Here is a 15789-nt window from a genome sequence, read left to right on the forward strand (position 1 = left end):
ACGGCTCCCGGCTCAGCCTCTCACGCCACACGCCGGCATCGCCGCCGCCGGACAGAGCTACGTGCGCGCCTGCCGGGCCCGCACCTCCAGCTGCTCGGCGATCGCGTACGCCTCCGCCAGGTCACGGTCGTGCGCGACCCCGGACCGCCCGCCCGCGGTGTCCGCGTAGACGGTCGCCAGCCCCAGCCGGCGCTGCAACGGGCCCTGCACGACCCGGACGCTCTGCATCCGCGCGTACGGCACCAGGCTCATCTCCCGGGTGATCCGCCCTTGCCGGGTGACGAAGACGTCGGGGGTCAGTCCGGCGCCGTAGAACCGCAGCCCGAACGGGTGCAGCCAGCGTGCCCGCAGCGGGGGCGGCGAGGTGGCGAGGGTGGTCAGGTCGACGCCGGGCAGCACGGCCGCGACGAGACCGCGGGCGGTGGGCAGGTCGCCGACCGGCATGAGGCGGTCGGAGCTGTTGTCCTCGCCGGGTTCGGGGCCGCTGTAACCGGCGATGTCGAGCCGCAGGGTCAGCCAGCGGGACCGGCGCCAGAGCAGCGGCCACGTGACGCGCACGGTCTGCACCCGGTGCGGCGGCACCACCTGGTTGCGGGTCTCGACGAGGCCGTAGTGCAGGACGAGCCGGCGGTCCCGGTCGCGTCCGAGCTGGAAGTTCCAGTCGCTGAGGACCCGGCGGATCGGCTGCAGCAGCACACCGGCCATCGCGGTCACCGTGCTGGCGATGCCGATGAACGACCAGGAACTCTCCATCGCGAACTGCGTGATCACCCAGGCGACACCGACGGGCAGGAAGAACGCCTGCGGCGTGAGCAACTGGCTGATCAGCAGGTCGCGGTTCCGGACGCGGTAGAGGGGGACCGGGGCGGCGGGTGCGGCGGCGACCCCGGCCGCCGGGCCGGTCTCCGGCGAGGCCACCGCGGCAGGGGTACGGCCGGAGAGCGCGAGGAGCCGTTCCCGCAGTTCGGCGGCGTCCCGGACGGTGAGGTAGGCCAGCGGCGCCTCGGTCTTGCCGCCGCCGACCACTTCGAGGCGCAGCTCGGCGAGCCCGGTGAGCTGGGCCAGCAGCGGCCGTCGCAACTCGACGGCCTGGAGCCGGTCGAGCGGGATGGCCCGGTTGCGCCGCCAGACCAGTCCTTCGGCGATCCGCAGTTCCCGCCCGATGACCTGGTAGCCGGTGTTGAACCAGCCGATCGCCGAGAAAATCACCACGGCGATCGCGAGGGCGCCGACGACCATGGCGAAGTGGGTGGGTCCGAGCTGGGAGAGCGTCTGCCAGGAGAGCGCGGCCACGATGACGACGAGGCTTTTCGCGCCCTTCAGCAGCGGGCTGAGCGGGTGCAGCCGCTGCCGGGTGTTCAGACCGGCAGCGGGGTCGCCCGCCGGGTGCCCGGGCGGCGGGCCGGCCGGATGACCGGCCGGAGCCCAACCGGGCGGTGGCTCCGCGTAGGGCGGCGTGCCGGGTGGTGGGCCCGCGTAGGGCGGCGTGCCGGGTGGTGGGCCCGCGTAGGGCGGTGTGCCGGGTGGTGGGCCCGCGTAGGGCGGCGGGGCCGGGTAGGGCGGGGTGCCCGGCGGCGGGAGGGAGGGCGGAAGGCCGGGGCTTGTCACAGGCCCTCGGCCCGGTCCTCGCCCAGGGCGGTCAGGCGGTCGCGCAGCCGGGACGCCTCGTCGGGTGGCAGGCCCGGCACCCGGGCGTCGCTGGCCGCCGCGGCGGTGTGCAGCTGCACGGTGGCCAGACCGAACGCGCGCTCCAGTGGGCCGGCGGTGACGTCGACGTACTGCATGCGGGCGTACGGCACGATGGACAGGTGCCGGATCAGCAGGCCGTGCCGGACGAGCAGGTCGTTGTCGCGCTCGGCGTAACCCCAGGCCCGGACGGCGCGCACCTCGATCACCGCGCGCCAGGCGCCGAGCACCAGCACCCCGGCGATCACCCACGGCCAGAAGGACTGGCCGCCGATCAGCCAGCCGGCGACCAGGCCGGCGACGAGCACGGCGATCCAGATGGCCAGCCCGATCAGCTCCACGACGATCAGCTTGCTCGAGACGGGGCGCCATTGCACCGTGTCGGGCCACGGCTCCAGGGCATCGACAGCGGTGCGGTACGGCTCGCTCACACCTGAAGCCTAGGAGATGACCGCATCCGATGCCGACGTGAAGGGCGTGACCTCGCGCAGGAATCCGCGCGCGTCCAGGAAATCGCCGAGACTTTTCCGGTGATCGGCGCAGGCCAGCCAGGTCTTGCGGCGGTCCGGGGTGTGCAGTTTCGGATTGTTCCAGTGCAGTTGCCAGACGGCGTCGGCGCGGCAGCCCTTGGCCGAGCACTGCGGCGTCAGCACCTGAGGTGATGAGAGTTCCTCGACCATTCCGTGCACTTTACGGAAGGGAGTTTTAGCGCCGGGCGGCCACGGGGGAAGCCGCCCGGCGACGAGGCAAATGCTACACGCTTGCGCGGGGCGTGCCGCCACCCGGTGAACGTGCCCGATCCGGCGGATCGCGCAGAAAGATCAACACATCTGGCCTATGGTGCTCGGGCTGCGCGGGCGGACCGGTAGCGGCGATGATGACGATGAGGCGCCGGTGGTCTCTTAGGAACCTCCCAGCCGTGTGGTGTTGTCTGTCGTGTAAGTCTTGAGCGTCGGCATCCATGCCGGCGCACACGACCGTTGTGGAGGACCGGTGGCGCAGCCGAGCACGCCCGAGACCGATACCGATCCCGACGCCGCTGCGCCGGCGCCCCCGGCGCAGGAGGCAACGGCGCCGTCGTTCGTGCCCCCGGCGCAGGACGCGTCGCAGCTCGAGCGGGCCATGTTCGAGGTCAAGCGGGTCATCGTCGGTCAGGACCGGATGGTCGAGCGGATGTTCGTGGCCCTGCTGGCCCGCGGTCACTGCCTGCTCGAGGGTGTGCCGGGCGTGGCCAAGACCCTCGCCGTGGAAACCCTGGCCAAGGTGGTCGGCGGCACCTTCTCCCGGGTCCAGTTCACTCCCGACCTGGTGCCGGCCGACATCGTCGGCACCCGGATCTACCGGCAGTCGAGCGAGCGGTTCGACGTGGAGCTGGGTCCGGTCTTCGTGAACTTCCTGCTCGCCGACGAGATCAACCGCGCGCCCGCCAAGGTGCAGTCCGCGCTGCTCGAGGTGATGGCCGAGCACCAGGTGTCGATCGGCGGCAAGAGCCACCGGGTGCCCGACCCGTTCCTGGTGATGGCCACCCAGAACCCGATCGAGCAGGAGGGTGTCTACCCGCTGCCCGAGGCGCAGCGCGACCGCTTCCTCATGAAGATCGTCGTGGGTTACCCGACGGACACCGAGGAACGCGAGATCGTCTACCGGATGGGCGTGAGCGCGCCCGAGCCGAAACAGGTCTTCACCCCGGCCGACCTGCTCGCCCTCCAGCAGCGCGCCGACCAGGTCTTCGTGCACAACGCCCTGATCGACTACACGGTCCGCCTGGTGCTCGCGACCCGCGCGCCGGCACAGCACGGCATGCCGGACGTCGCGCAGCTGATCCAGTACGGCGCCAGTCCCCGCGCCTCCCTCGGCATCGTCCGGGCCACCCGGGCGCTGGCGCTGCTCCGCGGCCGCGACTACGCCCTGCCGCAGGACCTGCAGGACATCGCGCCGGACATCCTGCGGCACCGCCTGGTGCTGAGCTACGACGCGCTCGCCGACGACATCCCGGCCGACCACATCGTCGCCCGGATCATGCAGACCGTCCCGATGCCGTCGGTCGCCTCCCGCCAGGGCGCCTCGCCGAACGGCCACGGCGTCCCGGCCAACGGGCACGGCGTCCCGCCCAACGGGCACGGTGCCCCGGCCGTCGTGCCGGGCGGCCTGCCGCCGACCAGCGGCGTCCCGGCCGGCGCGTTCGACAACCGCCAGCAGCAGCCGGGCGCGTTCGACAACCGCCAGCAGCCGGGGCCCTTCGACAACCAGCAGCAGCCGGGTGGGTTCGACAACCGCCAGCAGCAGCACTATCCGCAGGCCGGCGGCCAGGGATGGCACGGCCAGCCGTGACCGGTCCGGGCCCGGCGCCCGTCGCGCCGGAGGAGTCGGCGCGGGCCGAGGCCGTCCTCGGCCGGCTTCAGCTCCTCGTCACCCGCAAACTGGACGGCCTGCTTCAGGGTGACTACGTCGGCCTGCTGCCCGGGCCGGGCAGTGAGGCCGGCGAGTCCCGGGAGTACCGGCCGGGCGACGACGTGCGCCGGATGGACTGGCCGGTCACCGCCCGCACCACGCTGCCGCACGTGCGCCGCACGGTCGCCGACCGCGAGCTGGAGACGTGGATGGCGATCGACCTGTCGGCCAGCCTGGACTTCGGCACCGCGCGCTGGCTCAAACGTGACCTGGTGGTGGCCGCGGCGACCGCGATCACGCACCTCACCGCCCGCGGCGGCAACCGGGTCGGCGCGGTGGTCGGCACCGGGCCGGGCCTGCCCGAGCGGAAGCCGGGCCGGTGGTGGCGCAGGCCGGCGGCGCAGCCGGCCGCCCCGCCGGGCCCGGCGATGGTGCGGATGCCGGCGCGTCCCGGCCGCAAGGAGGCGCAGGGGCTGCTCCGGGCGATCGCCCGCACCCCGATCCGGCCCGGTCGCGCCGACCTAGGCGAGCTGATCGACATGCTGAACCGGCCGCCGCGCCGGCGCGGCGTGGCCGTGGTGATCTCCGACTTCCTGGCGCCGGTGGAGGGCTGGGCCCGGCCGCTGCGCAAGCTGGGCGTCCGGCACGACGTGCTGGCGATCGAGGTGGTCGACCCGCGCGAACTGGAGTTGCCGGACGTCGGGGTGCTCACCCTGGCCGACCCGGAGACCGGCGAGCTGCACGAGGTGCAGACCGCCGACCCGAAACTGCGCCGGCGGTACGCGGAGGCGGCCGGGGAGCAGCGCGCCGGGATCGCCCGCGCGCTGCGTGCCGCGGGCGCGGCCCACCTGCGGTTGCGCACCGACACCGACTGGCTGCTCGACATGGTCCGCTTCGTGGCCGCTCAGCGCCACGCCCGTACCCGAGGGACCACACGATGATCCGTTTCCTGGAGCCGTGGTGGCTGCTGACCCTGTTGCCGGTGCTGCTGATGGCCGGTGCGTATGTGTGGCGGCAGTTCCGCAAACGCAACTACGCGATGCGTTTCACCAACGTCGACCTGCTGCGCACCCTGGCGCCGAAAGGCCTGGGCTGGCGGCGGCACGTCTCGGCCGGCGCGTTCCTGCTGATGCTGGCGGCCCTGGCCGCGGCCACGGCCCGGCCGTCGGTCGACACGGAGCAGCCGCTGGAGCGGGCGACGGTGATGCTCGCCATCGACGTGTCGCTCTCAATGCAGGCCGACGACGTGGCGCCGAGCCGGATCGAGGCGGCGCAGGAGGCGGCCAAGGCGTTCGTCAACGAGCTGCCGGCCTCGTACAACCTGGGTCTGGTCTCGTTCGCGAAAGCGGCGAACGTGCTGGTTCCGCCGTCCAAGGACCGGTCGGCCGTGGTGTCGGCCATCGACGGGCTGACGCTTGCCGAGGCGACCGCCACCGGTGAGGCGGTCTTCACCTCGCTGGACGCCATCCGCTCGGTGCCCTCCGACGGCGCGGACGGTGCGCCGCCGGCCCGGATCGTGCTGCTCTCCGACGGTTACCGCACGTCGGGCCGGTCGATCGAGGACGCGGCGACCGCGGCATCGCAGGCGAACGTGCCGGTCTCCACGATCGCGTTCGGCACCGACACCGGTGTGGTGGACATCCGGGGTTCGGTGCAGCGGGTGCCGGTGGACCGGTTGTCGTTGCAGGACCTGGCGGAGAACACCAAGGGGTACTTCTACGAGGCCGCGTCGGTGAGCGAGCTCAAGCAGGTCTACGAGGACATGGGCAGCTCGATCGGGCACCGCACCGAGCCACGCGAGGTGACGCAGTGGTACGCCGCGGCGGGCCTGCTGCTCGGCCTGATCGGCGCGGGCATGAGCCTGCTGTGGACGTCGAGACTGCCGTGATCGCCTGATCGGCGGCCGTCGGTTGCCGCTGTCAGGGAACGTTCATGACAGTGGCAACCCACGGCCGGGTCCGGGCGGTCACGGGGTGTTGTGCGCGAGCACGAAGAGCATGAGCACCCATGCCGACAGCAGGGTGAAACCGAGGGGCGCGACGAAGTTCTTCATGGTTGAACCACTTCCGCTGGTGACTGAGCGAGGGTGAGGCGCTGGTCACGTCGCGGCCGAACCCGGCACCCGATGTCGTGGCGCACACGACGGCCCGGCCGGGCCGAGGAGACGGCGGGGCCGGTGGGTGCGGGCGGAAGAGTCTGGTCAGCGGTCAGAAACGCTGACGAGCGTCCCGGCCGCGACTAGGAGGATCGCTATCTCGCACAGCGATCACCTCCATAGCTCGTCCGACCTGGGAACCGCCTGGGAGCGTACTCCTCGCGCTCCACTTAATGAAATCGGGTCACCCGGACGGCTGTTCCCCGGCCGCGACAAGCCCGGTCTCGTAGGCGAGCACGACCGCCTGCGCCCGGTCGCGCAGGCCGAGTTTCGCCAGGATGCGGCCGATGTGCGTCTTCACGGTCTGCTCGGCCACGACGAGGTCGGCGGCGATCTCCTGATTGGACCGGCCGCGGGCGATGAGGCGCAGCACGTCGGTCTCGCGCGGGGTGAGCGCGTTCAGCTCGACCGGGCGTGGCCGGTGCCGGTGCGGCCGGGCGGCGAACTCGGCGATCAGCCGGCGGGTCACCGAGGGCGCCAGCAAGGCCTCGCCGGCGGCCACCACCCGTACCGCATTGACCAGGTCGGCGGCGGGCGCGTCCTTGAGCAGGAATCCGCTGGCCCCGGCGCGCAGTGCCTCGTAGACGTAGTCGTCGAGGTCGAACGTGGTGAGGATCAGCACCTTCGGGCCGCCGGCCAGCCGGCGGGTGGCCTCCAGCCCGTCCATCACCGGCATCCGGACGTCCATCAGCACCACGTCCGGGCTCAGTTCGCGGGCCGCGGTGACCGCGTCCGCCCCGTTCGCCGCGTCGCCGACCACGAGCAGGTCGTGCTGGGCGGCGAGCAGCGCGCCGAAGCCCTGCCGGACCATCGCCTGGTCGTCCGCGATGAGCACTTTGATCATCTGACCTCCGGTTGCCGCGGGATGCGTGCCGTCACCTGGTAGCCGCCGTCACCGTCCGGGCCGGCGTCGAGTTCCCCGCCGAGCAGCGCCACCCGCTCCCGCATGCCGACCAGCCCGTGCCCGTCGGTGTGCGCGGTGTTCTCCCGGGTCAGTCTGTTGTGCACCCGCAACTCCAGCCGCCCGGCCTCGGCGCGGGCGTCGAGCCGCACCGGGCCGCCGGGCGCGTGCCGGGCCGCGTTGGCGAGGGCTTCCTGCACGATGCGGTACGCGGTGAGCCCCACCGCCTCGGGCAGGCCGGCGATGTCCGGCAGCTCCCCGGTGACGGGCAGGCCGGCCCGTCGCGCGGTGGCCACGAGATCGGCGATCTGCCCGTACCCCGGCTGGGGTGCCGTCGGCGCCTGCTCCTGCTCGGCCCGCAGCACGCCCAGCAGGCGCCGCATGTCGGTGAGCGCCTCGCGCGCCGCCCCCGCGATTCCGGTGAACTCGGCCCGGGCCGCCTCCGGCAGGTCCGCCACCCGGTAGGGCGCGGTCTCCGCCTGCACCGCGATCATCGACATGTGGTGCGCCACCACGTCGTGCATCTCCCGGGCGATCCGGGCCCGTTCCTCCAGGACCGCCCGGCGGGCCCGCTCCAGCTCGTTGAGCTCGGTCTGCTCGGCCAGCAGCTCGCGCGTCCGGCGGCGGCGGGACGCGATGTCGCCGAGCGCGGCCACCGCGACGATCAGCAGCGCGGCGCCCCAGGCGTTGCCACGCGGCGCGAAGAGGAAGACCGGCGCCAGGGTGAACGTGGCGGCCCAGGCGGTCACCGGGGACTCCTGCGTGGCGGCGAGCCGGCCGAGCACGACGAGCGTGCCGAAGATCTGCACGGTGTTCCACGGCCAGGACTCGGCGGGCGCGGCGTTGATCACGCCGGCGAACAGCATCACGAACGCGAGCCGCCAGGCCAGCACGGGTCGCCGGTACGACACCGCGACCGGCAGCACCGAGCCGACCGCGAGCACGGCGGCGGCGGCGTTCGGCAGGTTCCGGGTGCCCGCCAGGTATTCGCCGGCGATGATCCCGAGACCCACGAGGGTGAACAGGGACAGCGGCAGCGCGTACCCGTTCCATCGCCGCCGGGCCGGTGGCCTGGGAATCTCCTGCTTGAACGTTAGGTAAGTCAGCGGCCCCGTCACACCGCCATGCGGGACAGGGCCGTTAGTCTCCATTCCCAGCAGGTTACGGCGGGCCGGTGACGGTGTCGTGACCCTACGGTGCCACCCGGCACCCCCTACCCGGGTATGACGTCGAAGGAGCAGGTTGTGGCTCGCACCGTTCTGGTGACCGGAGGAAACCGCGGCATCGGCCTGGCCATCGCGCAGGCGTTCGCGAAGCAGGGCGACCGGGTCGCGGTGACCCACCGCGGTTCGGGCGCGCCCGAAGGCCTGCTCGGCGTGCAGTGCGACATCACCGACTCGGCGGCCGTCGACGCCGCCTTCACGTACGTCGAGAACGAGCTCGGCCCGGTCGAGGTCCTGGTGGCGAACGCCGGGATCACCGACGACACGCTGCTGCTGCGGATGTCCGAGGAGCAGTTCGAGCGGGTCGTCGACACCAACCTGACCGGCAGCTACCGGTGCGCGAAGCGGGCCAGCGGCAAGATGCTGCGCGCCAAGTGGGGCCGGATGATCTTCATTTCCTCGGTGGTCGGCCTCTACGGCGGCCCCGGTCAGGTGAACTACGCGGCGAGCAAGGCCGGCCTGGTCGGCATGGCCCGCAGCATCACCCGCGAACTGGGCTCCCGCAACATCACCGCGAACGTGGTGGCACCCGGCTTCATCGAGACCGAGATGACCGCCGTGCTGCCGGAGTCCCGCAAGGCCGAAATCATCAAGTCCGTACCCGCCGGGCGCCTCGCCGCCGCGGACGAGGTCGCCGCCGCGGTGACCTTCCTGGCAAGCGACAGCGCGGCTTACATCTCGGGCGCCGTGCTGCCGGTCGACGGCGGCCTCGGAATGGGCCACTGAAGCCCCGGGAACCCCGGTTCCACGGCAATACCCTCAGGAGAGATTTGTGTCTGGACTTCTGGCCGGTAAGCGGCTGCTCATCACGGGTGTCATCACCGACGCCTCGATCGCCTTCTCGGCCGCCAAGGTCGCGCAGGAGAACGGCGCCACCGTGGTGCTGACCGGCTTCGGCCGGCTCTCGCTCGTCGAGCGGATCGCCAAGCGGCTGCCCGAACCGGTTCCGGTGATCGAGCTGGACGTGACGAACCCGGAGCACCTGAACGGGCTGGCCGACAAGGTCCGCGAGCACGTCGACGGGCTGGACGGCGTGGTTCACTCGATCGGCTTCGCCCCGCAGAGCTGCCTCGGCGGTGGCTTCCTGGACGCGCCGTGGGAGGACGTCGCGACCGCGCTGCACATCTCGACGTACTCGTACAAGTCGCTCGCCATGGCGGCCCTGCCGCTGATGGGCCGGGGCGGCTCGGTCGTCGGTCTCACCTTCGACGCCACCCAGGCGTGGCCGGTCTACGACTGGATGGGCGTGGCGAAGGCCGGCCTCGAGTCGGCGAGCCGGTACCTCGCGGTACACCTCGGCAAGCAGGGCATCCGCAGCAACCTGGTCGCCGCCGGCCCGCTGCGCACCATGGCCGCCAAGTCGATCCCGGGCTTCGAGCAGTTCGAGGAGGCCTGGTCGGAGCGGGCGCCGCTGGGCTGGGACCTGACCGACCAGGAGCCGGCGGCCCGGGCGATCTGCGCCCTGCTCTCCGACTGGTTCCCGGCCACCACGGGTGAGGTTGTGCACGTCGACGGGGGTTACCACGCGGTAGGGGCCTGACCGCCTGCACCGAGCGGCACCCAGCCGGCGGCCATCGACGGCGTTGTGCGCGAGGGCCAGAAGGGCAGGCCAACAGCCAGCACTGCGTGAGGCGGTGGCAGGATGGGTGGGTGGTATACGACGCCTTCGTCCTGCTCTCCTTCGGCGGGCCCGAGAAGCCCGATGACGTGATGCCGTTCCTGCGCAATGTGGTGCGCGGGCGCGGAGTTCCGGATGAGCGCCTCGCCGAGGTGTACGAGCACTACATGCACTTCGGCGGGGTCTCACCCATCAACCAGCAGTGCCGCGATCTGCTGGCCGCTATCGACACCGAGTTCGCCGCGCACGGCATCGACCTGCCGACGTACTGGGGCAACCGCAACTGGCACCCGATGCTGGCCGACACCGTGGCGCAGATGCGCGACGACGGCATCGAGACCGCGCTCGGGTTCGCGACCAGCGCGTACGGCGGCTACTCCTCCTGCAAGCAGTACTGGGAGGACATCGCCGCGGCCCGGGCCCACGTCGGCCCGAAAGCGCCACGCATCCTCAAGCTGCGTCAGTTCCACGACCACCCCGGATTCGTCGAGCCCACCATCGAGGCGGTCCGGGCCGCCCTCGGCACGCTCGACCCGGCGCGCCGCGCCAGCACCCGGCTGGTCTTCACCGCCCACTCCATCCCGGTCAGCATGGCCAAGACGGCCGGACCGACCGGTGGCCGCTACAACGCCCAGCTCGAGGAGACCGCCCGGCTGGTGCACGCCGCGGCCGCCGAGGACCTGGAGTACGACCTGGTCTGGCAGAGCCGGTCCGGCCCGCCGCAGATCCCGTGGCTGGAGCCGGACATCAACGACCACCTGGAGGCCCTCGCCGAGAAGGGCATCACCGACGTGGTGGTCAGCCCGGTCGGGTTCGTCTCCGACCACCTCGAGGTGCTCTGGGACCTGGACAACGAGGCCAAGGAGACCGCCGAGCGGCTCGGACTCGGATACGCGCGGGCCGCCACCCCCGGCGTCCACCCCCGGTTCGTCGCGATGGTGCGCGAGCTGGTCCAGGAACGGACCGCCGAAGCCGCGCACACCACGCTCGGTACGCTCCCGACCTGGGACTTCTGTCCCGAGAACTGCTGCCCGCCCCCACAGCGACGAGGAGCCCCCCGATGAAGGAACGCAAGGCTATCGAGAGCTGGCTCACCGACATGGACGGCGTGCTCGTCCACGAGGGTGTGCCGGTGCCCGGGGCTCCCGAGTTCGTGAACCGGATGAAGGAGTCCGGCAAGCCGTTCCTGATCCTCACCAACAACTCCATCTACACCCCGCGGGACCTGCAGGCCCGGCTCAACCGGATGGGCTTCGACGTCCCCGAGCAGTCGATCTGGACGGCCGCGCTGGCGACCGCGCAGTTCCTCTCCGACCAGCGGCCGGGTGGCACCGCGTACGTGATCGGCGAAGCCGGCCTGACCACCGCGATGCACGCCTCCGGTTACGTGCTGACGGAGTTCGAGCCGGACTACGTGGTGCTCGGCGAGACCCGCACCTACAGCTTCGAGGCGATCACCAAGGCGATCCGGCTGATCAACGGTGGGGCCCGGTTCATCTGCACCAACCCGGACGCCACCGGCCCGTCCAACGAGGGCCTGCTGCCGGCCGCCGGCTCGGTCGCCGCGATGATCTCCAAGGCGACGGGCGTGAAGCCGTACTTCGTCGGCAAGCCGAACCCGATGATGATGCGCTCGGCACTCAACGCGATCGGCGCGCACAGCGAGACCACCGCGATGATCGGCGACCGGATGGACACCGACGTGCTGTGCGGTCTCGAGGCCGGGCTGGAGACGATCCTGGTGCTCACCGGCATCAGCAGCCGGATGGAGAGCGAGACGTACCCGTACCGGCCGTCCCGGATCGTGAACTCGGTGGCCGACCTGATCGACGAGATCTGACAACACCCGCCGTGGTGCGGGCGGGGGTGCCCGCCCGCACTTGGTAGCGTCGCTGCCGTGCCTGCTTGGGAAGAGTCTTATCTGGGACAGCTGCGGGAACTCGCCGGACCGGACCGGGTCCTGATGACGGTGGGGGCGCGGGCGGTGCTGCGCGACCCCGACGGCCGGGTCCTGCTGATCAGGCGCAGCGACAACGGCCGGTGGGCGCTGCCGGCGGGCACCATGGAGCTGGGGCAGAACCTGCACGAGTGCGCGGTCCGCGAGGTGTACGAGGAGACCGGCCTGACCGCGCACCGGATCACCCCGTTCGCGATCTACTCCGGCGGGCATGTGACGGTCAGCGCGTACGGGCACCCCTACCAGCACGTCTCGCTGGCGGTCCGGGTCGACGAGTGGTCCGGTGACCTGCTCCGGGAGACCGACGAGACCACCGACGCGGCGTTCCACATGCCCGGCGCCCTGCCGGACGGCACCACCCACTCGGTGCACGCCGCACTGGCAGACCTGGCCCGGTTCGAGGCCGGCGCCTCGTTCGTGCTCGCATGACCGCCGCACCGGGCCGCACCGCGGCCGACGTCGTCGCCGCCGCCTGGGTCCACGTCCGCGACCGGCGGGTGCTGGTGGTGCGTACCGCCGGGTCGGACGCCTTCTACCTGCCCGGCGGCAAACCGGAACCGGGGGAGACCCACGCCGCGACCGCCGCCCGGGAAACCTTCGAAGAGGTCGGTGTCCGGCTCAACCCGGCCGCGCTGCGCCCGTTCACCACGATCGAGGCCCCGGCACACAACCGGCCGCCCGGCACCCGTGTCCGCCTGATCTGCTTCACCGGCGAACCGGACGCCGGCGCGGCCACCGAACCGGCACCCGCCAACGAGATCGCCGAGCTGGCCTGGTTCGGCACCGCCGACATCGCCCGCTGCGCCCCCGCCATCCAGATCCTGGTGTCCCAGCTGGCCGCGGCCGGCCTGATCGACTGAGCGACTCAGCGGGCGGATGTCAGCGAGCCGCCGGTCAGGACGACGGTGCCTCGGGGGTCACCGCACCGGACGCTGACGGTCAGCTTCGCACCCTTCTCGACGTCGGCGGCCAGCGGCTGCGGACTGCCCGGCCGGGCCTGCAGTTGCTCGCCGGCCCGGACGGTGCGCAGCGTCCCGTCGGTGAGGCGGGTCCCCACGACGGCTGTCACGAACGTCGCCGACCGGGTGTCCGAGCCCGCCGGGTAGAACGGGTGCACCCCCGCTTGCAGGTCCAGGTAGTAGCCGCCGAGGTCCCACGTCACGTCGTGCGTCTGGTCGCCGGTCTGGTTCGACGGGCAGCGGATCGCCAGCGGCCGGTCACCGTACGCGGGGTCGTCGCGGATCTTTCGCGGCAGCTCGGTGAGGTGCTCACCGCCGGCCTCCGGACGAAGGCTGTCCAGGAACACACCCGCCGGTGCCGGTGCCGTGGTGGTGCCGGTGGTCGTCGGTGCCGGTGCTGGCGAAGGGCTCGGGCCCGAACCGGAGCCCGGACCGGAGCCGGAGCCGGACGGTTCGGGCGCCGGCGGCGAGTTGGGCCACAGCCAGGCACCGACCGCCACGAGAACGCTCACCACCGTCAGCAGCAGGCCCAGGACACCGAGCACGGTCGCCGGGTCCCGGCGGCCGCGGCGCCGTGGTGGGCCGCCGGTGGCGGCGTCGTCCCGGGAGGGCGGGGGAGCCCCGGAGGAAGTGGTGCTCACGATGTCGCCCACCTGAGGATCGCCGGATGCGGGCACAAATTATCGACCAGCCATCCATGACCGTGTGTGCCATTCATTGACGCATGTACGACAGCTTCGCGGCACCCGAGTCCCGATAGGGTGCCGCATACCTTTCGGGAACTGATCACAGAGGACACGGCAACCGTGAGCCACGACAGCGCCTTCCGCAACGATCCGACCCCGCCCGATCCGGCCGCCCCGACCGGCAAGCCCGCCCGGTCGCCGCGCCGGGGGAGCCCGCTCGTCACGTTCGTGGCGGTGCTCGCGCTGCTTCTCTCCGGAGCCGCCGCCGTCCTGGCGTGGCGCGCCGGCAACCTCGCGGCCGACGCCGTGGAAGCCGCCGAGAACGCCGGGAACGCGCCGGCCGTGCCGGCCGAGCCGACCGCGACCACCCCGCCGCCCACCACGGCACCGTCGGCCGAGCCGCTGCCCACCGACCCGGCGGACCCCACGGGAACCGGGGATCCGACGCTCGACCCGCAGACGCAGTACACCGAGGCATATGTCGAGAAGGCCATGAAGGTGCCCGCCGCCTGTAACAACGCCGTGAACGTGGACTTCGACGAGCCGCAGGTCCAGGTGGATTCCGGCATCGCCGAGCTCTATTTCGAGGACCCGTGCGGCAACGACCCGCCGTACTTCGCGCTGCGCCCCGGTGTCCGGGCCGCCAAGGCGGAGTCCGAGGCCGTCCAGCCGGTGGCCTGCGCGGATCTCCTGGCCATCAGCCCACTGGCGTACCAGGGGCGGGAGCCGGTACGTCAGGGCAACATCTACTGCCTGACCAGCTCGCGGAACGACGCGAGGACCGCCGGCATCCCGTGGCGGATGCTCGTCATGTCGGTGACCGCTGTGGGTCAGGACGGGACGATCGCGCTGCGGGCCTCAGCGTGGAACATCCCCTCCTGACCGGGCGAACCAGCGGTTCGCGATCGTGGTGTGGATGCTGAAACCCAGCTCGGCCGGTCCGTCGAGGACCTCGCGGCCCAACGTCTCCGTGGTGTCGGGGACCGGCGGCAGCGGGCCGGCCAGCGGGGGCAGCAGGCCGAAGATGAGGATCGTGCCGTCCGGGGCGCTGATCGTGTCGAAAAGGCGTACGCCCTCGGGGTCCGCCACCACGCCGGTCTCCTCGCCCAGCTCGCGCACCGCCGCGGCCTGCCAGGTCTCGCCCTGCTCGACGAAGCCGCCCGGCAGGGCGAGCCGGCCCCGCGCCGGTGCGATGCCGCGCCGCACCGCGAGCAGGCCGGTGCCGACCGGTTGCAGGGCGACGGCGACCGGGCTCGGGTTCAGGTAACTGGTCTCGCCGCAGGCCGTGCACCGCCGCGGCCAGGGCCGGCCCGGCTCGAAACGCGCTCCGCAGAACGGGCAGTGCGCATGCCGGTCCGGCATGTCACGGATGCAGCGGGGAGTTGCAGGCCGCCACCAGCGCCTGCCGGCACGCCCGGGTGAGCGGGCGCAGGGCCGCATCCCGCGCCTGGGCCTCGAAGCCGTTCACCGCGCCGCCCGGGGCGTTCGTCTCGGCGAGCGCCAGCACCTGGTCCAGCACGCTGGCGCGGGCGAAGAGGCGGCGCGAGCGCGGGTCGAAGCCGGGTGGCAGGGTGGCGGTGCTCTCCGGTCGGCGCAGCGCCTGCAACGCGCCTGCCAGCTCCGGTTTCCACTGCGCCACGTCCAGTTTGGTGAGCTGCGTGGTGGCCTCGCCGAGCGCGACGGTCAGCTCCGCCTCCGCCTCGGCCGCACCCATCTGGAAGACCGGGCGGTGCTCGGGCGCCGGCAGCACCCGCCACAGCACGGTCTCGAACTCCACGCCGGACCCCGACGTGTGCCGCCGCACCTCGGGCACCACACCGAACTCGGGCGTCATCACCGCCTCGCCGGCCACCAGCGCGGCGCCGGTCAGGTCACTCGGGCCGGGCAGGCCACGGGGGTCGCCGGGCACCGGCAGGACCAGCCGGATGTCGTCGGGATGCAGTTTCGCGAAGACCGGCAGACCCTGGGCGAGTGGCACGTCGGTCCACGTGCCCGGCGCGTCGGCGACCAGGTGCTCCTCGCCGACGGCGATCTCGTCGGCCAGCTCGTCGAACGGCACGAGACCGGCGCGCCAGGCGCGCACCCAGGCGACGAACCGGGTGGACCGGCGGGCGGTGCGGGTGGCCGCCCCAGTTGCGGGAGACATGCGAGCAAGGGTACGTGCCGGTAAGGAAGGTTGTCTCGGGTCGGAGCGTCACCGTCGGTGTGTTCGT

At 72.4% G+C, this 15789-nt stretch carries 17 protein-coding genes and 1 pseudogene; 10 read left to right on the forward strand and 8 right to left on the reverse strand.

The window, feature by feature from the left end:
* Positions 1-57 precede the first annotated feature (57 nt).
* Genes LPA41_RS26515 through LPA41_RS26525 form a run of 3 tightly spaced genes read right to left on the reverse strand, consistent with a single transcriptional unit; the run spans position 58 to position 2366 of the window.
* Complete coding sequence (locus LPA41_RS26515; protein WP_374238212.1) at positions 58-1608, reverse strand: PH domain-containing protein; 1551 nt, start codon at positions 1606-1608, stop codon at positions 58-60.
* On the reverse strand, positions 1605-2117 hold the full coding sequence (locus LPA41_RS26520) for a PH domain-containing protein (protein WP_229073560.1): 513 nt from the start codon (positions 2115-2117) through the stop codon (positions 1605-1607). The genes LPA41_RS26515 and LPA41_RS26520 overlap by 4 nt, the downstream gene beginning before the upstream one ends.
* A 9-nt stretch (positions 2118-2126) precedes the next feature.
* The gene (locus LPA41_RS26525) at positions 2127-2366 is read right to left on the reverse strand and encodes a hypothetical protein (RefSeq protein WP_229073562.1); all 240 of its coding nucleotides are present in this window, start codon (positions 2364-2366) and stop codon (positions 2127-2129) included.
* 403 nt (positions 2367-2769) lie between these two features.
* On the opposite strand from LPA41_RS26525, the pseudogene LPA41_RS26530 reads away from it, so the two are divergent.
* The 3 genes and pseudogenes from LPA41_RS26530 to LPA41_RS26540 form a co-directional block, all read left to right on the forward strand.
* A pseudogene (locus tag LPA41_RS26530) lies at positions 2770-3828 on the forward strand (AAA family ATPase); the annotation flags it as partial.
* A 170-nt stretch (positions 3829-3998) separates the two neighbouring features.
* The gene (locus tag LPA41_RS26535; RefSeq protein ID WP_229073563.1) at positions 3999-5018 is read left to right on the forward strand and encodes a DUF58 domain-containing protein; all 1020 of its coding nucleotides are present in this window, start codon (positions 3999-4001) and stop codon (positions 5016-5018) included.
* Complete coding sequence (locus LPA41_RS26540) at positions 5015-5965, forward strand: VWA domain-containing protein (RefSeq protein ID WP_229073564.1); 951 nt, start codon at positions 5015-5017, stop codon at positions 5963-5965. The genes LPA41_RS26535 and LPA41_RS26540 overlap by 4 nt, the downstream gene beginning before the upstream one ends.
* Before the next feature lie 451 nt (positions 5966-6416).
* Here the strand turns inward: LPA41_RS26540 and LPA41_RS26545 are convergent, their stop codons facing one another.
* On the reverse strand, positions 6417-7076 hold the full coding sequence (locus LPA41_RS26545; RefSeq protein WP_229073565.1) for a response regulator transcription factor: 660 nt from the start codon (positions 7074-7076) through the stop codon (positions 6417-6419).
* Entirely contained in the window at positions 7073-8284 is a 1212-nt protein-coding gene (locus LPA41_RS26550; RefSeq protein ID WP_229073567.1) for a sensor histidine kinase, read from the reverse strand. Before LPA41_RS26550 ends, LPA41_RS26545 begins: the two co-directional genes overlap by 4 nt.
* Positions 8285-8377: 93 nt before the next feature.
* On the opposite strand from LPA41_RS26550, the gene fabG reads away from it, so the two are divergent.
* The 6 genes from fabG to LPA41_RS26580 all read left to right on the forward strand — a co-directional run bounded on the left by fabG (position 8378) and on the right by LPA41_RS26580 (position 12791).
* The gene (gene fabG, locus LPA41_RS26555; protein WP_229073569.1) at positions 8378-9082 is read left to right on the forward strand and encodes a 3-oxoacyl-ACP reductase FabG; all 705 of its coding nucleotides are present in this window, start codon (positions 8378-8380) and stop codon (positions 9080-9082) included.
* Positions 9083-9128: 46 nt separating this feature from the next.
* Positions 9129-9896, forward strand: coding sequence for an enoyl-ACP reductase FabI (fabI, locus tag LPA41_RS26560; protein WP_229073570.1), 768 nt, complete (start codon positions 9129-9131; stop codon positions 9894-9896).
* Positions 9897-10006: 110 nt separating this feature from the next.
* Positions 10007-11038 (forward strand): ferrochelatase, encoded by a 1032-nt coding sequence (locus tag LPA41_RS26565; protein WP_229073572.1) that lies wholly within the window; start codon positions 10007-10009, stop codon positions 11036-11038.
* Positions 11035-11814: an HAD-IIA family hydrolase gene (locus tag LPA41_RS26570; protein WP_229073575.1), complete on the forward strand. Its 780-nt coding sequence runs from the start codon at positions 11035-11037 to the stop codon at positions 11812-11814. Before LPA41_RS26565 ends, LPA41_RS26570 begins: the two co-directional genes overlap by 4 nt.
* Before the next feature lie 123 nt (positions 11815-11937).
* The gene (locus LPA41_RS26575; RefSeq protein ID WP_229073733.1) at positions 11938-12360 is read left to right on the forward strand and encodes an NUDIX domain-containing protein; all 423 of its coding nucleotides are present in this window, start codon (positions 11938-11940) and stop codon (positions 12358-12360) included.
* Positions 12357-12791 carry an NUDIX domain-containing protein gene (locus LPA41_RS26580; protein WP_229073577.1) on the forward strand — a complete coding sequence of 145 codons (435 nt, stop codon included), beginning with the start codon at positions 12357-12359 and terminating at the stop codon, positions 12789-12791. The genes LPA41_RS26575 and LPA41_RS26580 overlap by 4 nt, the downstream gene beginning before the upstream one ends.
* 5 nt (positions 12792-12796) lie before the next feature.
* On the opposite strand, the gene LPA41_RS26585 is transcribed toward LPA41_RS26580, so the two are convergent.
* Positions 12797-13531, reverse strand: coding sequence for a hypothetical protein (locus LPA41_RS26585; RefSeq protein ID WP_229073578.1), 735 nt, complete (start codon positions 13529-13531; stop codon positions 12797-12799).
* Between the two features lie 165 nt (positions 13532-13696).
* Between LPA41_RS26585 and LPA41_RS26590 the strand changes: the two genes are divergently transcribed.
* Positions 13697-14458, forward strand: coding sequence for a hypothetical protein (locus tag LPA41_RS26590; RefSeq protein WP_229073579.1), 762 nt, complete (start codon positions 13697-13699; stop codon positions 14456-14458).
* On the opposite strand, the gene LPA41_RS26595 is transcribed toward LPA41_RS26590, so the two are convergent.
* Together LPA41_RS26595 and LPA41_RS26600 are read right to left on the reverse strand one after the other, a co-directional pair.
* On the reverse strand, positions 14435-14938 hold the full coding sequence (locus LPA41_RS26595; RefSeq protein WP_229073581.1) for an NUDIX domain-containing protein: 504 nt from the start codon (positions 14936-14938) through the stop codon (positions 14435-14437). The two genes, LPA41_RS26590 and LPA41_RS26595, sit on opposite strands and share 24 nt — an antisense overlap.
* 1 nt (position 14939) lies before the next feature.
* The gene (locus tag LPA41_RS26600) at positions 14940-15722 is read right to left on the reverse strand and encodes a hypothetical protein (RefSeq protein ID WP_229073583.1); all 783 of its coding nucleotides are present in this window, start codon (positions 15720-15722) and stop codon (positions 14940-14942) included.
* Between the last annotated feature and the right edge of the window lie 67 nt (positions 15723-15789).

The sequence above is a fragment of the Actinoplanes sp. DH11 genome (assembly GCF_020873875.1).
GTDB lineage: Bacteria > Actinomycetota > Actinomycetes > Mycobacteriales > Micromonosporaceae > Actinoplanes.